Origin of the sequence: Psychrobacter sp. UBA6291, from assembly GCF_002439405.1 — a bacterium.
Lineage (GTDB): Bacteria > Pseudomonadota > Gammaproteobacteria > Pseudomonadales > Moraxellaceae > Psychrobacter > Psychrobacter faecalis.
The window spans coordinates 98,272-116,214 of sequence record NZ_DJUD01000041.1; the positions used below are offsets into that span (position 1 = coordinate 98,272).

The window sequence follows — 17,943 nt, forward strand, 5'->3', positions numbered from 1 at the left end:
CAAAGAGCCGATGTTGTATAAATTATACGGCATCGGTTTTTTAATCTTTAGATATGAAAAATAATGAGCCTAGTGCTTTATAACGAGCATTAAAGTATTAATTTAACATTCCGATAAAAGTTTTCATGTGGGCCAAACATTAACAAGGTAAGGACAAGTTGACCATCATCGATTTGATAAGCCAATAATGTTAACTGCTTTAGCATTTTAAACTTATAAATTCGTACGGACGATAAGTCACCTACTTTTTGCACACCTATATCAGGATGGTCAATGATGGCACGTACAGCATCATCTAAATCAGCTTTCTGATTATTGTGCAATTTTTTAACGGCTTTTTTAAAACTATGCGATTGAATAATACTTAAAGACTGAGTCATTGTTTATCCAAAATAAACTATCCAAATTCGTAGGGTTCAACCATACCAGCATCAACTTCTGCTTGCGCAATCAAAAGCTGACGAACAAATTCGTAAGACAGATCAGGGTTGTCTTCCATAATTTGTCCAATGGTAGCCCAATGCTCTATTTGCTTTGGCGGGGTACGATGTTGTGCTTTAGATATCGCATAGGCTTTATCAACCAGCGCCTTGTTAAGACGTATGCTCGCAGTGGACATAACTTTCTCCATATTCAAATTCAAAATATTAATCCTTGTGGCATTTTACCACAAAAATAGCGTATTAACGACTCTCATCCTCATAAACAGATATAAGGAATAAGAAATGACCCAATCAACTTTAGAAAACACACCAAAATTCGCCCCACAAATCTCTGTCTCCGCTACTTATATGCGTGGTGGCACCTCAAAAGGCACTTTCTTTAAACTATCTGATTTACCAGAGCGCTGCCAAGTGGCCGGTAAGTCGCGTGATAACTTTTTATTACGAGTTATTGGCAGCCCCGACCCTTATGGTAAGCAAATTGACGGCTTGGGAAATGGTAGCTCTAGCACTTCAAAGACGGTGATTTTGTCTAAAGCTAAACAAGCAGATCACGATGTGAACTACCTGTTTGGACAAGTCAATATCTCCAAACCTATGATAGATTGGGCAGGTAATTGTGGTAATTTGACCGCGGCTGTTGGTGCTTGTGCGCTTAATATGGGCTTAGTTGATGCTGATAAAGTTACTAATAGTATTGATGACAGTAGTGAGAGTGGCATTTGCGAAGTCCGCATTTGGCAAGAGAATATCGGTAAAACCATTATCGCTCATGTGCCTGTTTACTTAGATGCACAAGGCAAGGTACAAGTCCAAGAAACCGGCGATTTTGAATTAGACGGTGTGACCTTCCCTGCCGCTGAGGTCAAAATTGAATTTATCGACCCGGTAGATTCATCAAGCGATATGTTCCCCACGGGCAACCTAATCGATGATTTTGATGTGTCTGGCTGTGGTTTAAATACCGATAGCGTCAAAGCTACCTTTATCAGTGCCGGTATTCCAACTATCTTTATGAAAAGCGAGGATTTGGGCTTTACCGGTACTGAGCTGCAAGGCGACATCAATAGTAGTAGCGAAACCTTAGCTAAGTTAGAGGCAATCCGCGCGCGTGGCGGTGTGGCGATGGGATTATTCAAAGATGAGTCTGACGCACAAACCAGTCAGCACATGCCAAAACTTGCTTGGGTAGCTGCCGCACAAAGTTACAGCGCATCCAGTGGCAAAGCCGTTGATGCAGCAGATATTGATTTGGTCGTACGCGCGATGAGTATGGGACAATTACATCATGCGATGATGGGTACGGCAGCGGTGGCGATTGCCGCAGCAGCAACGACGCAAGGTACATTGGTCAATGAGGCTGCTGGCGGTAGTGAATTAGGTGAAGTGCGCTTTGGGCATCCATCAGGAACGCTACTCGTCGGTGGTAAAACCGAACGCGTGAACGGACGCTGGCAAGCGAAAAAAGTCTCCATGAGCCGCTCTGCTCGCCGTATTATGGTTGGTGAAGTTTTTGTACCAGCGGATGCTTTTTAATAACGACAATTTTTAGGAAACGAACTTAAAAGAAACTTAAAAGTAACAAGGTTTAAGATGCTGCTTAAAGTCTTTATACTGGTGGTCGCTTATTATTATGAATAATAAGCAGTAAATAAATGCCAATATCAAATTAAATAGCGCCTTAACCCTATGAGTACTCCGCCACGCCGTGTTCCTTTAGACATCAAGCCGCCCACCAAAAAAAAGGAACGGGGGGCTTTGTTGTGGTCGATTCTAAAAAGGCTCGGAGAGTTTGCCAGACCCTATCGCGGGCTTTTCTTATTAACCTTAATATTGACAGTGCTTGGGTCATTTACCGCACAGGTGAACGCCTTTGTCTTGCAATATACCATTGATACCTTAACCAATATTGTCGATTTGCCCGACCCATGGGTAGAAGGCATAAAATTACTGACGCTCATTAGTGTGATTTTATTGGTGAAAGAGATACTAAACGTCATCATCACCTTTGGTCAGCGCTATTTTGGTGAGCGTATTCGTATTAACTTATCGCGTGATTTGTCACAAAAGGTGGTTGACCGTATTTTGTCTTACAAAATGGCGTTTTATACCAGCGACGAGAACGCCAGCGGTAAGCTGCAAACCCGCATTGATTTGGGGGTCAGTAGTCTCACGCAATTGGTACAAAACTTCTTTATTGACATGCTGCCGCTGTTTGCCAGTGCTATCGTGTCATTAATCATTATGTTTAATGCCAATTTTTGGGTCGGTATGGTCGGTCTGATTATCGTGCCGATTTACTTTTTTGTCAGTCAAAAACAAGCCAACCGTTTGCAAGGGTTTCGCAAACAAATGCGCCAATACCGCGAGACCAAAAGCGGCTTGGTGATTTCGATTATTGACTCTATCACAGTGATTAAATCCTTTGTGCGCGAGCCGATTGAGTCCGGTAAGCACTGGGACATCCAAAAGGATATGACCGCCAATCAGCTACGTATTCGCAGTATTGCGTTTATGTATAACGCTGGCAAAACCTTTATCGAGCAAATCGGCGTGGTGGCGATTATTGTTTTGACCTCATATTTTGTGCTCAACGGACAGATGACCATTGGCGCGATTATGTTCCATATCCTACTATTTCAAAACGTCGCCGCTCCCATTCGCGAATTGCACCGTATTTACGACCAAATTAATAATGCCCTCACCTATGCCGAAGGTTTTTTTGATATCTTGGATGACGATCAAGCAATTGAAAACGAAGGCAAAGTCAAATGTACCGATTTAAAAGGTCATATTGAGCTAAAAGATGTTAATTTCTCCTACCCCAATGGCAAGCAGGCGCTGCATGATGTGAGCTTTAATATTCATCCCAATCGTATCACCGCTTTGGTCGGATTAAGTGGCGCAGGTAAAAGCACGATTATTAATTTATTGGTCAAATTCTATGACCCAAGTAGCGGCACCATTTGTCTCGATGGACGCAATTTAGAGGACTACAGCACCCATGACTTGCGTGAGCAAATCGGCTTGGTGCTACAAAAGAACCATATTTTCTCAGGGACGATCGCCGACAACATTCGTTACGGGGCGATGGATGCCACTGATGAGGAGATTATCGACGCGGCTAAACAAGCCTCTATTCATGAGCAAGTCGTTGGTATGCCTGAAGGTTATGACAGTGAAGCCAAACTGCTCTCTGGCGGTCAGCAGCAGCGTATCGCGCTGGCACGGATGTTTTTAAAAAACCCACCGATTGTATTTTTGGATGAACCAACGGCCAGTCTTGATGCTATTGCCACCCAGCAGATTAAGCACAGTCTAGATTTAATTAAAAAAGACCGTACGGTGATTATTGTCTCGCACAATATCTCGCAAATTATTGATGCTGATGACTTGGTGGTGATTGAAAATGGCCGTGTGATGGAGACTGGCACGCATGAAGAGCTTTATGCCAATCACGGTAAATACTATGAGATATTCAATGCCATGTCCGATAGTTTGAATTTAGATAAAATCAGTCAAACCTTAAATAGTTAATGCAGGGCAAAATCGTTATAATGCTCAGTCTTTAATACGTTATAAAAGCCCTTTAAATCGTTAGAAGCTATTTGACTATGACCTGTGAATTCTCTATAAAAACCTTTGATGAGCTGACCACCGTTGATGTTTACCATATTTTAAAAGCCCGCTCACAAGTATTTGTGGTCGAGCAAAACTGTCCGTATCAAGATATGGACGAGGTCGATTTTGATTGTCTGCATCTGGTCGCCCATCAAAATGAAGCCTTGATTGGCTATTGCCGCATCATTCCGCCGCAATTTAATCAAAAAAGATCCTCGGTTAATCCATCAGATCCGATACCGGCGATTGGCAGGGTTTTAGTGTTAGCAGAGCATCGCGGCTATGGCGTTGCCCGTCAAATGATGCTTGAAGCCATCAAATACTGCCGCAAAAAGTATGGTAAAAAAACCATCATCATCTCCGCCCAGACTTATTTGCTAAACTTTTACGAATCACTTGGATTTATTGTTGAAGGTGAACGCTATCTTGAGGACGGTATCGAGCATGTCATCATGGTTTTACCTGTCATTAAAAAAGTGAAAGTGAAAAAACAAAGCTCAGGGATGGTGAGTAGTATTCTCAGTTTTTTGCTACTAATACTGGCGCTTTTATTTATTATCGGTTTGGTTTATCTCATGGTTTAAACCATTAAACCATTAAACAGTCTTACACGACTTCACTGTTGTTCGATATTGAGTATGTTATTTTTGATGCATCACTGATTGATAAATCATGTCGCTTATCAATCGCTCAAATATTGGACTCAAGGAAGAGGTAACGACTATGTCTACGACTCAAAACGCTACGGTAGAAAGCAATATCCGTCCAGAGTATGACGATGAAATTCAAAAAATCGCCGACTATGTGCTCAATTACTCTATCGATAACGACTCGCCCAATAGTGCCGATGCTTGGAATACTGCTCGCCACTGTCTGATGGACACCCTAGGCTGCGGACTGCTGGCACTGCGTTTCCCTGAATGTACCAAACACCTCGGACCCGATTGCGCCGATCAAATCACTCCTAACGGGGCGCGCGTCCCTGGTACGCCTCATAGACTCGACCCCATTAAAGCCGCTTTTGATATTGGCTGTATGGTGCGCTGGCTTGATTATAATGATACGTGGCTTGCGGCCGAATGGGGCCATCCTTCGGACAACTTAGGCGGAATTTTAGCAGTAGCGGACTATATCAGTCAGCAAAACGTCAGCCAAAATAAAGCACCACTCACCATGCGCGACGTTTTAGAAGCGATGATTATGGCGCATGAGATTCAAGGCGTGCTTGCTTTAGACAATTCATTTAACCGCGTGGGTCTAGACCATGTGTTCCTCGTCAAACTCGCCTCAACAGCAGTGGTTGCTAAACTCTATAAATTACCACGCGAACGCATCATGGCGGCCATCTCGCAAGCGATTGTCGATGGTCAAGCGCTGCGCACCTATCGTCATGCACCAAACGCTGGTAGCCGTAAGTCATGGGCGGCAGGTGATGCCACCAGTCGTGCGGTACGCTTGGTCGATATCACCCGCCGCGGCGAAATGGGCATTCCGGGCGCATTAACCGCGCCGCAATGGGGCTTTTATGATGTGTTGTTCAGCCATACCAATAAGGATTTAGCACTCAAACCTGAAAACGAGCGCCGTTTTACCTTTCAGCGCGAGTTTGGTAGCTATGTGATGGAAAATATCTTATTTAAGATAAGCTTCCCTGCCGAATTTCATGCCCAGACCGCTTGTGAAGCCGCGGTTATCTTGCATCCTATGGTTGATGATAGGATTGATGAGATTGAAAAAATCGTCCTGACCACGCATGATTCAGCCATTCGAATTATCTCCAAAGAAGGCGCACTTGCTAATCCTGCCGATCGTGATCATTGTTTGCAATATATGGTTGCCGTGCCTTTATTGACGGGTGACTTGATGGCAGAGAACTATGAAGATGATTACCACGAGCAGCACCATATCTTGATTGATGGGCTGCGCCGTAAGATGGTGGTCGTCGAAGATCCCAATTATTCAAAAGATTATCACGACCCAAGCAAACGCTCGATTGCTAATGCCATTCAAATATTCTTTAAAGATGGCAGCAGTACCGATAAAGTCGCTGTCGAATATCCTATTGGTCATAAGCGCCGCCGGGCTGAAGGCATCCCAGTACTCAAAGCAAAGTTTCGAGCAAGCTTGGCAACGCGCTTTATTGACAGTCGCTGTGCGGATATTTTTGCGCTATGTGATGATCAAAAGCGCTTAGAGCAAACCCCGGTTAATGCGTTTATGGATTTATTTGTCGCTAATTAATGTTAAAGCGTATCAATAATAATAATTCAGTGCGTTTTTGTTTTTATGAATTGTATTTTTACCAATTTTTACCAAGGAATGGACTCACCTGCCCAATCGACAAAACTGCCAGATTGGGCGGCAGTCATGCTATCAAGCACTTCTAGTAAACGCTGAGCACTATAAGCTGGCGAGAACAGTTTTTCGTCAGCCACATTGCCTTGAAAAGGCGATGATAACTGGGTATCAACGGTGCCTGGCTGCATGACGACCACGCAGACATCCTTTAGCGAGCGACTCCATTCAATGCTCAAATTTTTTATACCCATATTTAGTGCCGCTTTACTCATACGGTAGCTGTACCAACCGCCAAGCTGATTGTCGCTAATACTACCAACCCGAGCCGATATGGTCGCAAAAATCGCCGGCTTATCCGCATTGCGCTCGGCTTTAGCCAGTAGTGGCTTGATATGCTTGGCAATCAGCAGGCTGGCTAAGGCGTTAATCTGCATATTCTGTAAAAAGAAGTCCGTCTCCAATTGTCGTAGCGCTTTTTCTGGTTGATTATGCGGCGTATGCAATAGACCCACACAATTAATCACCCAACCAATATGAGTAGTTTGCTGCTTAATATCAGCAATGGCTTGCTCGATACTTTTCTCATCGCTGACATCCATCGGTAACCAATACAAATTATCGGCCGCAAAATTAGGCTGATTTGTATGATAAGTGGCAAATATTTTTCCACTGCTTTTATTATTAGCACTCATCTCTATCAGCTGTTTAACCATCGCTTTGCCGATACCACCGCTAGCGCCAATGATTAAATAGTTTTTTTGATTCACAAAGCACTCCTTATTATCATATATATGCATTCTTGCATTCATTTTGGCGTATTTACTTTACATTTACTATGCTAAAACGCTAAGAATAATAGAAGTTATCGCTATTCTATATAGGCTACAATAATCACTGACGGGTAAATACTCGACATCTATCAATTGAGATGTCTAAATACCGTTAACCTTTAATCTTAACCTTTTAAATTTAACCAACGCCTTTATACGGATGTCATCGCCCTATGCTATCGCCCCAAGACCAATTGACTGAGCTCGTACGAACGCTTGAGACGCAGCAGCATGTCTTTGCCACTGACCCGCTACTTATCACAGAAAAGCTGCAAGGCGAGGATGGGAAGCCCATTCAAAAGTTGCATCGCCGCGCCTCGCGTATCGATAGTAACGGTGCGCTGGCACGTGTGCTTGGTAAAATTGATGGGCGCATCAAAGGTATTATGCTGGTTATGAGTGTGCTATGGTGCATTTCGGGGTTTTTGGGGCTGTTTACCTTGCTGCAGACCAATGTGGTGAACTTCTTTTATGTGCTGGTTTGTCTGCTTGGGTTTCATACCATCATGCTCTTAGGCTGGCTAGTTATGACTTTGATTAATCAAGGTAAGCAGTCGTCAAATTGGTTTGCCAGTTTTGTGAGTCCAAGTTATCTGATACGCGGTAAGGACGATGTCACCAAAGCGGCGGTTGATTTGTACGAGCGTCAATTACAACATAGCGGTATGCGCTGGTATTTAGGACGCTTTAGCCATCAATTATGGCTCGCTACCTTGACTGGTATGCTGCTTGCGATCATATTTTTGTTGATTGTGCGCCAGTATAGCTTTAGTTGGGAGTCGACATTACTCTCTGATCAGGCGCTGATCACTTTGACTCAAATACTCGGCTGGTTACCAAGCAAAGTTGGATTTACCGTGCCGGACAGTGCTGCTATCGTGCAGAGTCGTTTGGTGACGGATGCCATGCCCTTATCGATGGCGCGGCAATGGGCAGGCTTATTGGTCGGTAGCTTGCTGATGTACGGCATTGTACCAAGGGCGATTGCTTGGACATTTTGCGCCTTGATGTTCCGCCGTAAAAAGATGCGTTTGGATATCAAGCAGCCATATTATCAAAAGATTCTGAACTTTTGGCAGCGTCATGTGGTCGATGAAGATGATTTTAAGGCAGCGCCCGCTCCTGTCGCGCCAAAAGCGACAGTCAGTACTGGTAAAAAACTGGTTGCTCTACTTGAATACCCATCACAGCAGGATCATTGGTGGCAATCAGGACTGAATGCCGACATAAGTAGCCATAGTAATAGTAACATTAACAATGTCGAGAATTTCGGTATTGTTGACGACCGTGATGATATGGAGCGCTTAACGACTTACTTAGACAGTCATCCGGTTCAAGTATTATTAGGTATTCATAGCAAGGCTTTACCTGACCGAGGTACACTGCGTAAACTTGATCGTATTGCCGAACATGCCACAGACGGCCTTATTGTACAGCTGCTCAGTGATGCCAGCAGTGTTAACACCCACGAGCAAGAGCAAAGCCCAGAAAACCCAAGCTCAGAAAATCAGGACGTTCGTTATCAGCAATGGCAAACCGCCCTTGCCGCTCGAAAAATTGGCTTGGTTTAGCTTGGCTACGTCCTGTTATATCAATACTCAATAATATTAATAATAAGATTCTATTATGAATAATGACAATAATAATCAAAAAAACCATAAAGATAATGCCAAACCTGTCGGCCTGTTCGCCGATAAAGCCTATGAGCCCGTACGCGACTCAGAAGCTGATTTGAGAAATGAAAATATGAATGCTGATACAGAGCTATCGTTGGATAAACCAGCGTCAGATGAGCAAGCGCTATCGGTTAATACTGCCTTTAATAACAATGCCTCTAAAAAAACCATTGCCAGTGGCGAAGCGCTCAAATTAGCAGTCGTTGGTCATACCAATACCGGTAAAACGTCACTATTGCGCACGTTACTACGCGATGTTTATTTTGGGGAAGTGAAAAACGAAGCAGCAACCACTCGGCATGTAGAGCAAGCAAAATTGACCGACAGCCAAACGGGCGAAGTATTGGTGGTTCTTTATGACACACCGGGTTTAGAAGATGCTTCAGGGTTAATGGATTGGCTAGAGGACAACACTGCCAGTCGCCGCGACGGTATTGAGCGCTTGCAGCAGTTTTTAGCAGCCGACATCGCCCAAGGCGGCGATGCGCTAACTAGCAATGGTAGCAATGAGGACTACAGCCAAGAAGCCAAAGTGATTCGGCAGCTGCTGGCAAGTGATATGGCCATCTATGTTGTCGATGCGCGTGAGCCGGTACTCGGTAAGTATAAAGATGAGCTGGCTATTTTATCGTGGGCTGCAATACCTGTTATGCCGGTATTTAACTTTACTGACAGTCAAGATGCCAATATCGACGCATGGCAGACGATGCTCGCAAGACGTAACTTGCACATCTCAACGCGTTTTGATTCCGTGGCTTTTGAGTTTAAGGATGAGATGCGCTTATGGCAAAATCTTGCCACCATGCTCACTCACTCTGAGATGCTTGAGCAACTCATGGCACGCCGTACAGAAAACTGGGCGCAGCTCTATGAGGAGGCCAATATCATCATTGCCGATTTTTTATTAAATGTTGCCTCCTTTGTGCGTGAAATTAGTGAAGATGATGATCCAATGCCCGTACTTGCGCAAATGCAAGAAGCGGTCAGGCAGAGTGAACGGGCAATGCAGAACAGCCTGCTTAACTTATATAAATTTTATGATAACGCCGTGGCAGCAACGCCACTTGAGTTACAAGCCTATCAGCAAGACCCTTTTGACCCTGAGTTGCTAAAAAGCTATGGTATTCGTACGACATCTGGTGCAGCAGCGGGCGCATTATTAGGATTGGGCATTGATGCGGCGGCACTCGGCACCACATTAGGTTTGGGCGCTGCCATTGGCGGTATCGCAGGCGGGCTATTATCGAATACCAGTAGCATCGCTGATAAAATCACTGGCGTAAAGCGCTTATATATCGACCCTGCCACCCTAACCTTACTCGCCACGCGAGCGATAGATTTGCTCACCGCACTGCGTCATCGTGGTCATGCAGCAACCGATGCCACCCAACTGATATATAGCGGCGCAAAAAACGATGCTGATATCTCAAATAACGACAACCTAAGTAACGATAATGAAGAAAGTGTCGTGACGCCGTGGCCGCCACATAAATTACCCAGTGAGCTTAAAAAAGCTCGCGGCAAACCGCAATGGTCATCACTTAGTAGCGGTAAATCTGAACAGGCTCAGCTACTACGTGCAGATATGGCGTGGTCGCTGGCAAGTAAATTACAGTTATATAAGCCTGAGCGTTAAGTGTTAACCGTCGCTTTCTTTTATTTTTCAAACATATGGCTTTCAAGCGATCTTTAAGATGGTGGGCGTAACAGCATACTTAATGCTTCAGTACCGCGTATGTCTGTTTGCTGCAAGTAGATTGGATACAGTGGATACTTGGAGAAACTGTTTTCAATATCCTGCAGCAAGTGCTGTTGCCGCTTGGCACGAAGAAGCCAAAATTCATCTGACTGCGTGGGTACTATCAGCTGATTGATAACTATCGCGGCTGGTGTGAGTTTACTTTCTTCCAACTGTTCGATAGCGCGTTTGGTTTCTGCCAGTGGTAGCACATCGGCAGTCATCACCAATACAATCGCTGTTTGGCTACGGTCATGAAGCAATATCCCTGCTTGTCGAAACAGCTGTTTACGTTTTTCTAGTACGGCTACCGCTTGCTCCCAGCGGTCGGGCTTTTTTTGGGCAAACGGATTTGGCACATCTTTTTTATTGATGTCTTTTTGACTGCTCTTTTGATTGTGGCTGTCTAAATGGTTTGCGACTGAGCGTAATTTTGCCTGTCGCCGCTGCTGTGCTAGCAGCCCATCTGTCCATGCGCCCATCATCTCTGGCAATACGAGTAAGCGCAACGTATGCCCAGTGGGCGCGGTATCAAATATGATATGTTCATACCTTTTATCAGAGTCAGCATATGCAGCCGTGATTAAATGCTGACACATAGATTCAAGCATGGCTGCTTCTTGTGCGCCAGGTGCAGACTTTGATAGCTTTAGATGCTCACGGATTTTGGGCATCATATCTGGGTTGGCATAAGATTTAATGGTGGATTCAACTTGAGCAAAATGCGCATCGACGATGACATCGGGGTTGAGCTCAATGGCATCAAGATGCGGCGTGATGGCAGTTTTTTCATTATTGAGCCGTACATTTAACACATCACCGAGGCTATGCGCTGGGTCGGTTGAGACAATCAAGGTCTTTTTTTGCTGGCTAGCATAATAGCTGGCAAGTGCCGCAGCCGTCGTGGTTTTACCGACACCGCCCTTGCCGCCAATAAAGATAATAGGCTGGGTCGATAGTTGATCTACTAATCCGTGTAGAGGGTGTAATGCCATATTTTTATCTCAATTTTAATTCATTCATTTTTTATCATTTTTTCTTATAAATCTAACTAGCAGTTGACTTAACAACAACCAACGTGGTCAAAGGGGCATTTATCCAACCCCATGCGCGTATGCCATTCATGGAAATTTTCCAAAAATAACGGCTGCAACTCCAAGGTATAAAAGCTAGCAGGATTATCAATGCCTAAGCTCTCTGCAAACATCAGCAGCATAAAGAAGTCTTCTTCATCACGTGCCGCGCGTGCCATCGTCTGGCGATAAGGCGCATGATAAAACTCATTGAGTCCTGCCGCAAAACGTTGCCACCATGGTGTTTCGTTTTTTACTTGGTTTGACGGGCTTTCTATTTGTTTTGGTATCGGGTTATCTTCCATGATTTATTCACCTCTGCTTATTTCTTATTACCTATCATGCCTCTCTCTATTCTCTATGATGCCTACCTCATACAAAAAACGCCAGCAATTGCTACTAGCGTTTTTTTGATAAAAGTAAAAATGATAAGGTTTAATCTCAATTACGAATCCGTTTTACCTTTATGCAATGTCCATTCTTTACGCAGCACAGATAGACTCTCGAACGTTACTAGAATCGTTGCGATCAAAATAATAATGTCCATAATAATCAGCAGCCAATTGCCCTCGGTAAAAAAGGTTTTTAGCTGAATCAATAAGGCAAAAATGGTCATAACTAGCAAAAATGACAAAGGTGCTAAGGTGTACCAAACCGCTCTGCCTTTACGTAATAAAATAACCGTGACAATCATAAGGGTTAATGCTGCCATGAGCTGATTGGTGGTACCAAATAGTGGCCAAATAATCATGCCACCTGCACCATCAATACCACCGGCGCCAAATGCTAATAATAGACAGCTACCGACGGCAAGGAAAGTAGCCACGACACTTTTACTTAGCACTGGAATGTTATAAAACTCACCAAACTCTTGGAATATATAACGTTGTAAGCGGACACCCGTATCCATCGTGGTGCCAGCGAATAATGCTGCCATAACAGTGAGCATTGTTTGAGAAAGCACCATATCGATACCAACACCTGCATTTAAGATGGTCGCACCACCATCAATAAAAGCACCGATAGAGCCGTCGCCAAATTTTTGATAAACCGCTTGCCAATCACCGAGTGTCGCAAAACCTGCGGTGGCCGCAAGAATGGCGCCCAGTGCGAGCATACCTTCACCCATAGCGCCAAAATAACCAACAAAACGTACATCGCCTTCTTTATCAATCTGTTTAGAAGTCGTTCCGGTCGCCACCAAACCATGGAATCCTGAGATAGCGCCGCAAGCAATAGTGACGAATAACAATGGCATTAATGACGGCGTGCCGATGGGTAAATCATGATTAATCGCTGGCGCGACAATGTTTGGTGTCGCAATAAATACGGCTGCATACAATAAAATCAAACCAACAAATAATTGTAACCCATTAATATAATCGCGCGGTTGCAGCAGCATCCATACTGGTAATAATGAGGCAATCGCCGCATAGGCGAATAAGATAATAATCCATACGGCGTTATCCGGTAGCCCCATAAAAGTCTCTGGTAACACGACTGGGAACATAGGGCCAAGATAAATAAGTCCATATAGAGCGACAACGCCAATAATGGATACCCAAACCAGATTCATCTTATAGCGATAGATACATTGACCGATGATGAAGGCCACGACCAATGCGCCCCAGACAGGTAACACAGAAGATGGGGTCTTAATCATCATATTGGCAATAGCGACGCCAAATACTGCGTTTACCATTAATAATAATAAGAAAATAACTACCATCATTAAGCTACGTACACGTGTGCCCATGACGGTACCAGCAATCGAGCCAATAGACTGACCCTTATTGCGCATACTGGCCCAAATGGCTGACATATCATGGACTCCTGCCATAAAAATGGTCCCTAAAACCACCCAAATAATGGCCGGCACCCAGCCCCAAATAACCGCAATTGCAGGACCGATAATCGGCGCCGCCCCTGCAACCGAGGTAAAATGATGCCCCCACAATACATATTTATTGGTGGGGATATAATCTACCCCATCTTTCATCGTATGGGCTGGCGTGGGACGACTGTCATCCAAGGCCAAAATCTTAGTGGCGATAAATTTTGAGTAAAACAGATAACCGCAAAGCATTGCGGCCACACCAACCAACAGTACAATAGCACTATTCATCTTATCTCTCCCTAGACAAATATTAGATAGCCTTACAAGTTCAAGCTTTTTAAATCAAAATCTTAAAAATATGCTAGATTAGTGAGCAGTGAAAGACTCGGCTCACTGTTCTTCAAGAAACAGTTGCTAAGAAAACAGCTATCAATGAGATAACAGCATATCTTCTTGTGATTACTGGCTAATAAAGCATAGTATTTTAAGGTCAAAACGCTTGACCAATTAGCCATGAAGTATGGTGAGTCTTTACTTCTTGTGTGACTTAGCATTCTATGCCTTAAATAGTAACTCATTTGGCAGTAATTGTAACGTTGGTGAAACATTAAAAACGATAAATACAGGAGTTAGAATGGCCCATTATTTTGGATTTATACCGTCAGATGAATTAAAAGCGCTGATTATTGAGGCAGAGCAAATCGTTGAATCAAACGTAGAAACAGATTACTACCCCTATCGTGATGCCTTAACCCACCAAACGGCGCGTGACCTCACCGATAAATTATTGGTTGGACTGGTAGATATTATTCCAAATCCTGAGCGCCAAGCCGCCATGCGTAAAGTGGTCGGTACGGTCGAAAAAGCAACTGACACGCTGCTTAATATTTTATTGGGTAAAGAGAATAACGAAGAAGTGTTGCCGAGTTTTAATTTTTTACGTGATAAAGCGACCTTTATCGATAACGAAGGTGAAAAGCGTATCGGTTTTAAATTGTCAGATGCTGACGCCAAAATCATTGATGCTGGTTTTGCAGCGGTTACTCCTGAACACGTAGATATGAAAACGTTTAAAACGGCACTTGAAACGATGAATGAAGAAACGTTAACGCATTTCATTAGTCGCTATGCGGAAACGTTGAAGCTTGGCATGATTAAGCGCAAATCTGTGCCAGTTGCCAAAGCAGCTATCGATAAAGGAATGACCATGGCACTAAATAAATTATTGCCTGATCTACCTGATGCATCATTGAATCGTTTGGCCAATTATTATCGCCCATTTATCGTAAAAAAGCCTAAATAGCGGTTGTATTAGCAACTATTATGTTTTTATTAAAACGGTAGTGTTGGGCAAATTTGCTAAAATTTGCTAAAATAGGCGGCACTTTTATCAAAGGCGCAACTCATGACCCAAATTAACAACCAAGAAATTGAAAAAACCCTGCGCAACTCAGAGTGCCTGATCAGCAGTATCGAAGTAGCCGCTGCTTATGAGCGCTTGGCCGCCCAGCTCAATCTACATTATGCCGGTTTAAATCCAATCGTGATGGTCGTTATGAACGGCGGACTTATCCCAGCCGGTCAACTATTGACTCATCTAACCTTTTACCATCGCATGCATTATATCCATGCATCACGCTATCGTGATAATGCGGGTACCAATGAGCTTGATTGGAAATTTAAGCCTGACGTAAGTATCGAAGGCGAACACGTTTTATTAATCGATGATATTTTTGACGAAGGTATTACTTTAAAAGCCATTGTTGAAGAATTAGGTAAAGAAAAACCCTTATCGATTGAATGTTGCGTATTACTCAATAAAGAGCATGATCGCAAAGTTGCAGACTTTGATGTTGATTTTGTTGGTATCAACGTTGCAGATCGTTATGTCTATGGCTGTGGCATGGATTTCCATGGTTACTTGCGTCATCTGCCTGGTATCTACGCTATTAAAGAAGACAAAATCTAGTCATTCTTTGGTTGAGTGTTTTGAATGTATCGCATAATAAAAAAGCATCCGACTGGATGCTTTTTTATTGCTTATTGCTTTGATTGTAGTCAGTGGCAATTAAAATTGCAATGCCAAACCCGTATGGCGCTCAGTGGGTGTTTGGACGGCCTTTTCCAAAGCGGATTTCGTACTATATATGGTTACCTGTTTTTTGGCACGGGTCACAGCGGTATAAATAAGTTCTTTACTCAGCAATCTTGCATGACTATTATCAAAAGTAATGGCCACATGATCAAACTCAGACCCTTGCGATTTGTGAATAGTCATCGCATAGGCTGTGGCGATCACCTCTTCATTGAGAAGATTGACGGCTATCCCCTGCTTCTTGTTTTCAAAAAACACTTCGAGTCGACTACGCTCATTACCAGTTTGCAAACAAAACCCAATATCGCCATTAAATAATCCTAGCTCATAATTGTTTTGAAGGACCATAACGGGACGACCATGAAACCATGTGTTTTGACCCAGTGGTAGCTTAAGCTCAGTAAGGTGCCATTGAGTAAAGTATTTATTAATATAATGGTCGCCCCACTCGCCATTATGGCCAGCAGTTAACACCCTGAACTGATTAAAGGTTTCCATTAATGAAGCAATGGTATCTTTAACTGATTCTGGCACGGATTTTTCTATCGGATTTATCATCAGCGTTTTTATTTTGTTTATGTAAGTGTGGTAGTTTGATGTGAGGTTTGAGGTATTTTTATTTTTACTTAGGCTATTTTTTATTTTATTATGTAGAGAAGCTTCTGTTTGTAAGGGGTTAATGTTATTCACATATTGAAAACTCAGTACCTTATCATGCTTTAACAGCTGCCAAATAGTATGAGTATCTGTCTTTGCCTTATTGATTTGATAAGCAAGCTTACCAATACCCGAATCTGATGTAAATCGACGACTCTCTGTTAGCTCTGCATGGATAGGCTCTAACCGCGGAATGCGGCACAAGTCAGCCAGTACCGCCCCTGCATCTACAGCTGCCAATTGGTTCGCATCTCCTAATAGTATCAGCCTTGCGCCAGGCTTTACCGCACTCACAAGATAGTTCGCCAGCTCCACCCCTAGCATCGACGCCTCATCGACGATAATAATATCCTCGCCCAGTGGATTATTAGCATCATAACGCGGTCTGCCAGTACGTCCGATACCTAGCAAGCGATGAATGGTTTTGGCTTCTTGTAATTGTAGTTCGACATTCGCGGTGCCTAACGCGGCTTGCAAAGACTCTTGCATACGCTGTGCCGCTTTACCAGTTGGTGCTGCTAATGCCAAGCTGGCACTGTCAGTGCTAAATCTAATGCTTTTAGACGCATCTGCCCTACTCTCTGTTGCCTGTTGCAGTGCAATCACTAGCTGAGCAACGGTGTAGGTCTTCCCCGTACCTGGTCCACCAGTAATAATGCTAAAGGCGTTGTTATTGGCGACATTAATTGCCTTTATCTGATTTTCGTGTAGGTTTTCGGGTATTGCTATCTCTAGCGGTGTTACCTGATGGTCTAAAATAGTGTTGATGCGCGCGGCTAAGTTAAATTCTGCTTGCCAAGCTCTGTGTAACCAAAAAGTGATTGCTGCGTTTTGTTTATCAGCCTTTTTGTTATTTACAAGCTGATAAACGATAGGTTGATTATTTTTGCTTAGGCTATTTATATTTTCATTCTGGTTTGTATTAGCATTAACGTCAGCGAACAAAGTGTGCTCATCGATTAACTTAGAAAAAAACGTTAAGTTACTATTTTTCAATAATTGGTAGAGTGCCGCTACTGTATCAAGCCTTTTAACCAAGATCTCTTTTTCATGATTACTGAGTGCCAGCTGCGCCCATAGCTGGTCTTGCTTAGCAAACAAGTTCTCTAGCAGTACGAATATTGATACCTCAGCCGTAATATCCACCTCTGACTGAACCTCTATTTGAGTGTCATTCAAGGCAATAAGCGGCATCGCTAGCATCTCTAACAGCTGCTGTTGCCAAGCATATAGTGTCACCACTTCGTCATTGATATGACCGCTGAGCGGTACTTCGTGCTCAGTTTCCTGAATGGTGAGTACAGTATGCCCCTCTTCTAAATGCGCGGCTAACATAGTAAATAAGGCTGCAAATAAACCGCTGTCTGGTGTTCTGTCTATTTTTTCACTACCAGTATTAAGCTTGGCATCGGTCACGTTATACGCTAAATGCGTTTGCTGACGGCGCAGCAAAATATAATCACTGATGTTGCTGGCCCAGCTTTCTTGTAAGCTAATAGCAGCGCTGCTCTTATTATTATTCATAAATTATTACTCATGGTCTGTTTTTCTCTATACTTATAGGATTAATCGCTACAGTAATTTGTTGCATCAAATTCGTAATTGCATTCATTTTGTGTACCGTTCCAAAAATCTTACTCAAACCTAGCCAACATTGACTATTAGATAGGTTTGA

Annotated in this window: 15 protein-coding genes; 8 read left to right on the plus strand and 7 right to left on the minus strand. The window is 43.4% G+C overall.

Annotated features, from left to right (window positions below):
* Positions 1 to 89: 89 nt before the first annotated feature.
* Both B3R91_RS06910 and B3R91_RS06915 read right to left on the minus strand, forming a co-directional pair.
* Entirely contained in the window at positions 90 to 380 is a 291-nt protein-coding gene (locus B3R91_RS06910) for a type II toxin-antitoxin system RelE/ParE family toxin (RefSeq protein WP_102076566.1), read from the minus strand.
* A 17-nt stretch (positions 381 to 397) separates the two neighbouring features.
* Entirely contained in the window at positions 398 to 619 is a 222-nt protein-coding gene (locus B3R91_RS06915) for a TA system antitoxin ParD family protein (protein ID WP_068404729.1), read from the minus strand.
* 106 nt (positions 620 to 725) lie between these two features.
* Between B3R91_RS06915 and prpF the strand changes: the two genes are divergently transcribed.
* The 4 genes from prpF (at position 726) to B3R91_RS06935 (ending at position 6,305) form a co-directional block, all read left to right on the plus strand.
* Entirely contained in the window at positions 726 to 1,979 is a 1,254-nt protein-coding gene (gene prpF / locus B3R91_RS06920; protein ID WP_286796954.1) for a 2-methylaconitate cis-trans isomerase PrpF, read from the plus strand.
* Positions 1,980 to 2,132: 153 nt separating this feature from the next.
* Positions 2,133 to 3,980 carry an ABC transporter ATP-binding protein gene (locus B3R91_RS06925; RefSeq protein WP_193031169.1) on the plus strand — a complete coding sequence of 616 codons (1,848 nt, stop codon included), beginning with the start codon at positions 2,133 to 2,135 and terminating at the stop codon, positions 3,978 to 3,980.
* 77 nt (positions 3,981 to 4,057) lie between these two features.
* A complete protein-coding gene (locus B3R91_RS06930) occupies positions 4,058 to 4,648 on the plus strand; it encodes a GNAT family N-acetyltransferase (protein WP_068404734.1) in 591 nt (196 codons plus the stop codon).
* 139 nt (positions 4,649 to 4,787) lie between these two features.
* The gene (locus B3R91_RS06935; protein WP_286796955.1) at positions 4,788 to 6,305 is read left to right on the plus strand and encodes a bifunctional 2-methylcitrate dehydratase/aconitate hydratase; all 1,518 of its coding nucleotides are present in this window, start codon (positions 4,788 to 4,790) and stop codon (positions 6,303 to 6,305) included.
* Positions 6,306 to 6,373: 68 nt separating this feature from the next.
* On the opposite strand, the gene B3R91_RS06940 is transcribed toward B3R91_RS06935, so the two are convergent.
* The gene (locus B3R91_RS06940; RefSeq protein WP_286796956.1) at positions 6,374 to 7,129 is read right to left on the minus strand and encodes an SDR family oxidoreductase; all 756 of its coding nucleotides are present in this window, start codon (positions 7,127 to 7,129) and stop codon (positions 6,374 to 6,376) included.
* Between the two features lie 236 nt (positions 7,130 to 7,365).
* Here B3R91_RS06940 and B3R91_RS06945 point away from each other — a divergent pair, with 236 nt between their 5' ends.
* Together B3R91_RS06945 and B3R91_RS06950 are read left to right on the plus strand one after the other, a co-directional pair.
* Positions 7,366 to 8,763 (plus strand): DUF2868 domain-containing protein, encoded by a 1,398-nt coding sequence (locus B3R91_RS06945; protein ID WP_286796957.1) that lies wholly within the window; start codon positions 7,366 to 7,368, stop codon positions 8,761 to 8,763.
* A 55-nt stretch (positions 8,764 to 8,818) separates the two neighbouring features.
* Positions 8,819 to 10,504: a DUF3482 domain-containing protein gene (locus B3R91_RS06950; protein WP_286796958.1), complete on the plus strand. Its 1,686-nt coding sequence runs from the start codon at positions 8,819 to 8,821 to the stop codon at positions 10,502 to 10,504.
* A 53-nt stretch (positions 10,505 to 10,557) separates the two neighbouring features.
* Here B3R91_RS06950 and B3R91_RS06955 read toward each other — a convergent pair whose 3' ends face one another.
* The 3 genes from B3R91_RS06955 to B3R91_RS06965 all read right to left on the minus strand — a co-directional run bounded on the left by B3R91_RS06955 (position 10,558) and on the right by B3R91_RS06965 (position 13,804).
* Positions 10,558 to 11,601, minus strand: a complete 1,044-nt coding sequence (locus tag B3R91_RS06955) for an ArsA family ATPase (RefSeq protein ID WP_286796959.1) — start codon at positions 11,599 to 11,601, stop codon at positions 10,558 to 10,560.
* A gap of 68 nt (positions 11,602 to 11,669) precedes the next feature.
* Entirely contained in the window at positions 11,670 to 11,984 is a 315-nt protein-coding gene (locus B3R91_RS06960) for a cory-CC-star protein (RefSeq protein ID WP_068404746.1), read from the minus strand.
* Between the two features lie 140 nt (positions 11,985 to 12,124).
* On the minus strand, positions 12,125 to 13,804 hold the full coding sequence (locus B3R91_RS06965) for a carbon starvation CstA family protein (protein ID WP_068404748.1): 1,680 nt from the start codon (positions 13,802 to 13,804) through the stop codon (positions 12,125 to 12,127).
* A gap of 346 nt (positions 13,805 to 14,150) precedes the next feature.
* Between B3R91_RS06965 and B3R91_RS06970 the strand changes: the two genes are divergently transcribed.
* Both B3R91_RS06970 and B3R91_RS06975 read left to right on the plus strand, forming a co-directional pair.
* A complete protein-coding gene (locus tag B3R91_RS06970) occupies positions 14,151 to 14,819 on the plus strand; it encodes a hypothetical protein (protein WP_286796960.1) in 669 nt (222 codons plus the stop codon).
* A 102-nt stretch (positions 14,820 to 14,921) separates the two neighbouring features.
* On the plus strand, positions 14,922 to 15,485 hold the full coding sequence (locus tag B3R91_RS06975; RefSeq protein WP_068404752.1) for a hypoxanthine-guanine phosphoribosyltransferase: 564 nt from the start codon (positions 14,922 to 14,924) through the stop codon (positions 15,483 to 15,485).
* 99 nt (positions 15,486 to 15,584) lie between these two features.
* Here B3R91_RS06975 and recD read toward each other — a convergent pair whose 3' ends face one another.
* Positions 15,585 to 17,792, minus strand: a complete 2,208-nt coding sequence (gene recD, locus B3R91_RS06980; protein WP_286796961.1) for an exodeoxyribonuclease V subunit alpha — start codon at positions 17,790 to 17,792, stop codon at positions 15,585 to 15,587.
* Positions 17,793 to 17,943: the final 151 nt, after the last annotated feature.

Coding starts and splice junctions, on each gene's coding strand:
- B3R91_RS06965 (WP_068404748.1), bottom strand. CDS start 13,804: ATGAATAGTGCTATTGTACTGTTGGTTGGTGTGGCCGCAATGCTTTGC.
- B3R91_RS06925 (WP_193031169.1), top strand. CDS start 2,133: ATGAGTACTCCGCCACGCCGTGTTCCTTTAGACATCAAGCCGCCCACC.
- B3R91_RS06945 (WP_286796957.1), top strand. CDS start 7,366: ATGCTATCGCCCCAAGACCAATTGACTGAGCTCGTACGAACGCTTGAG.
- recD (WP_286796961.1), bottom strand. CDS start 17,792: ATGAATAATAATAAGAGCAGCGCTGCTATTAGCTTACAAGAAAGCTGG.
- B3R91_RS06960 (WP_068404746.1), bottom strand. CDS start 11,984: ATGGAAGATAACCCGATACCAAAACAAATAGAAAGCCCGTCAAACCAA.
- B3R91_RS06975 (WP_068404752.1), top strand. CDS start 14,922: ATGACCCAAATTAACAACCAAGAAATTGAAAAAACCCTGCGCAACTCA.
- B3R91_RS06950 (WP_286796958.1), top strand. CDS start 8,819: ATGAATAATGACAATAATAATCAAAAAAACCATAAAGATAATGCCAAA.
- B3R91_RS06910 (WP_102076566.1), bottom strand. CDS start 380: ATGACTCAGTCTTTAAGTATTATTCAATCGCATAGTTTTAAAAAAGCC.
- B3R91_RS06935 (WP_286796955.1), top strand. CDS start 4,788: ATGTCTACGACTCAAAACGCTACGGTAGAAAGCAATATCCGTCCAGAG.
- prpF (WP_286796954.1), top strand. CDS start 726: ATGACCCAATCAACTTTAGAAAACACACCAAAATTCGCCCCACAAATC.
- B3R91_RS06915 (WP_068404729.1), bottom strand. CDS start 619: ATGTCCACTGCGAGCATACGTCTTAACAAGGCGCTGGTTGATAAAGCC.
- B3R91_RS06930 (WP_068404734.1), top strand. CDS start 4,058: ATGACCTGTGAATTCTCTATAAAAACCTTTGATGAGCTGACCACCGTT.
- B3R91_RS06955 (WP_286796959.1), bottom strand. CDS start 11,601: ATGGCATTACACCCTCTACACGGATTAGTAGATCAACTATCGACCCAG.
- B3R91_RS06970 (WP_286796960.1), top strand. CDS start 14,151: ATGGCCCATTATTTTGGATTTATACCGTCAGATGAATTAAAAGCGCTG.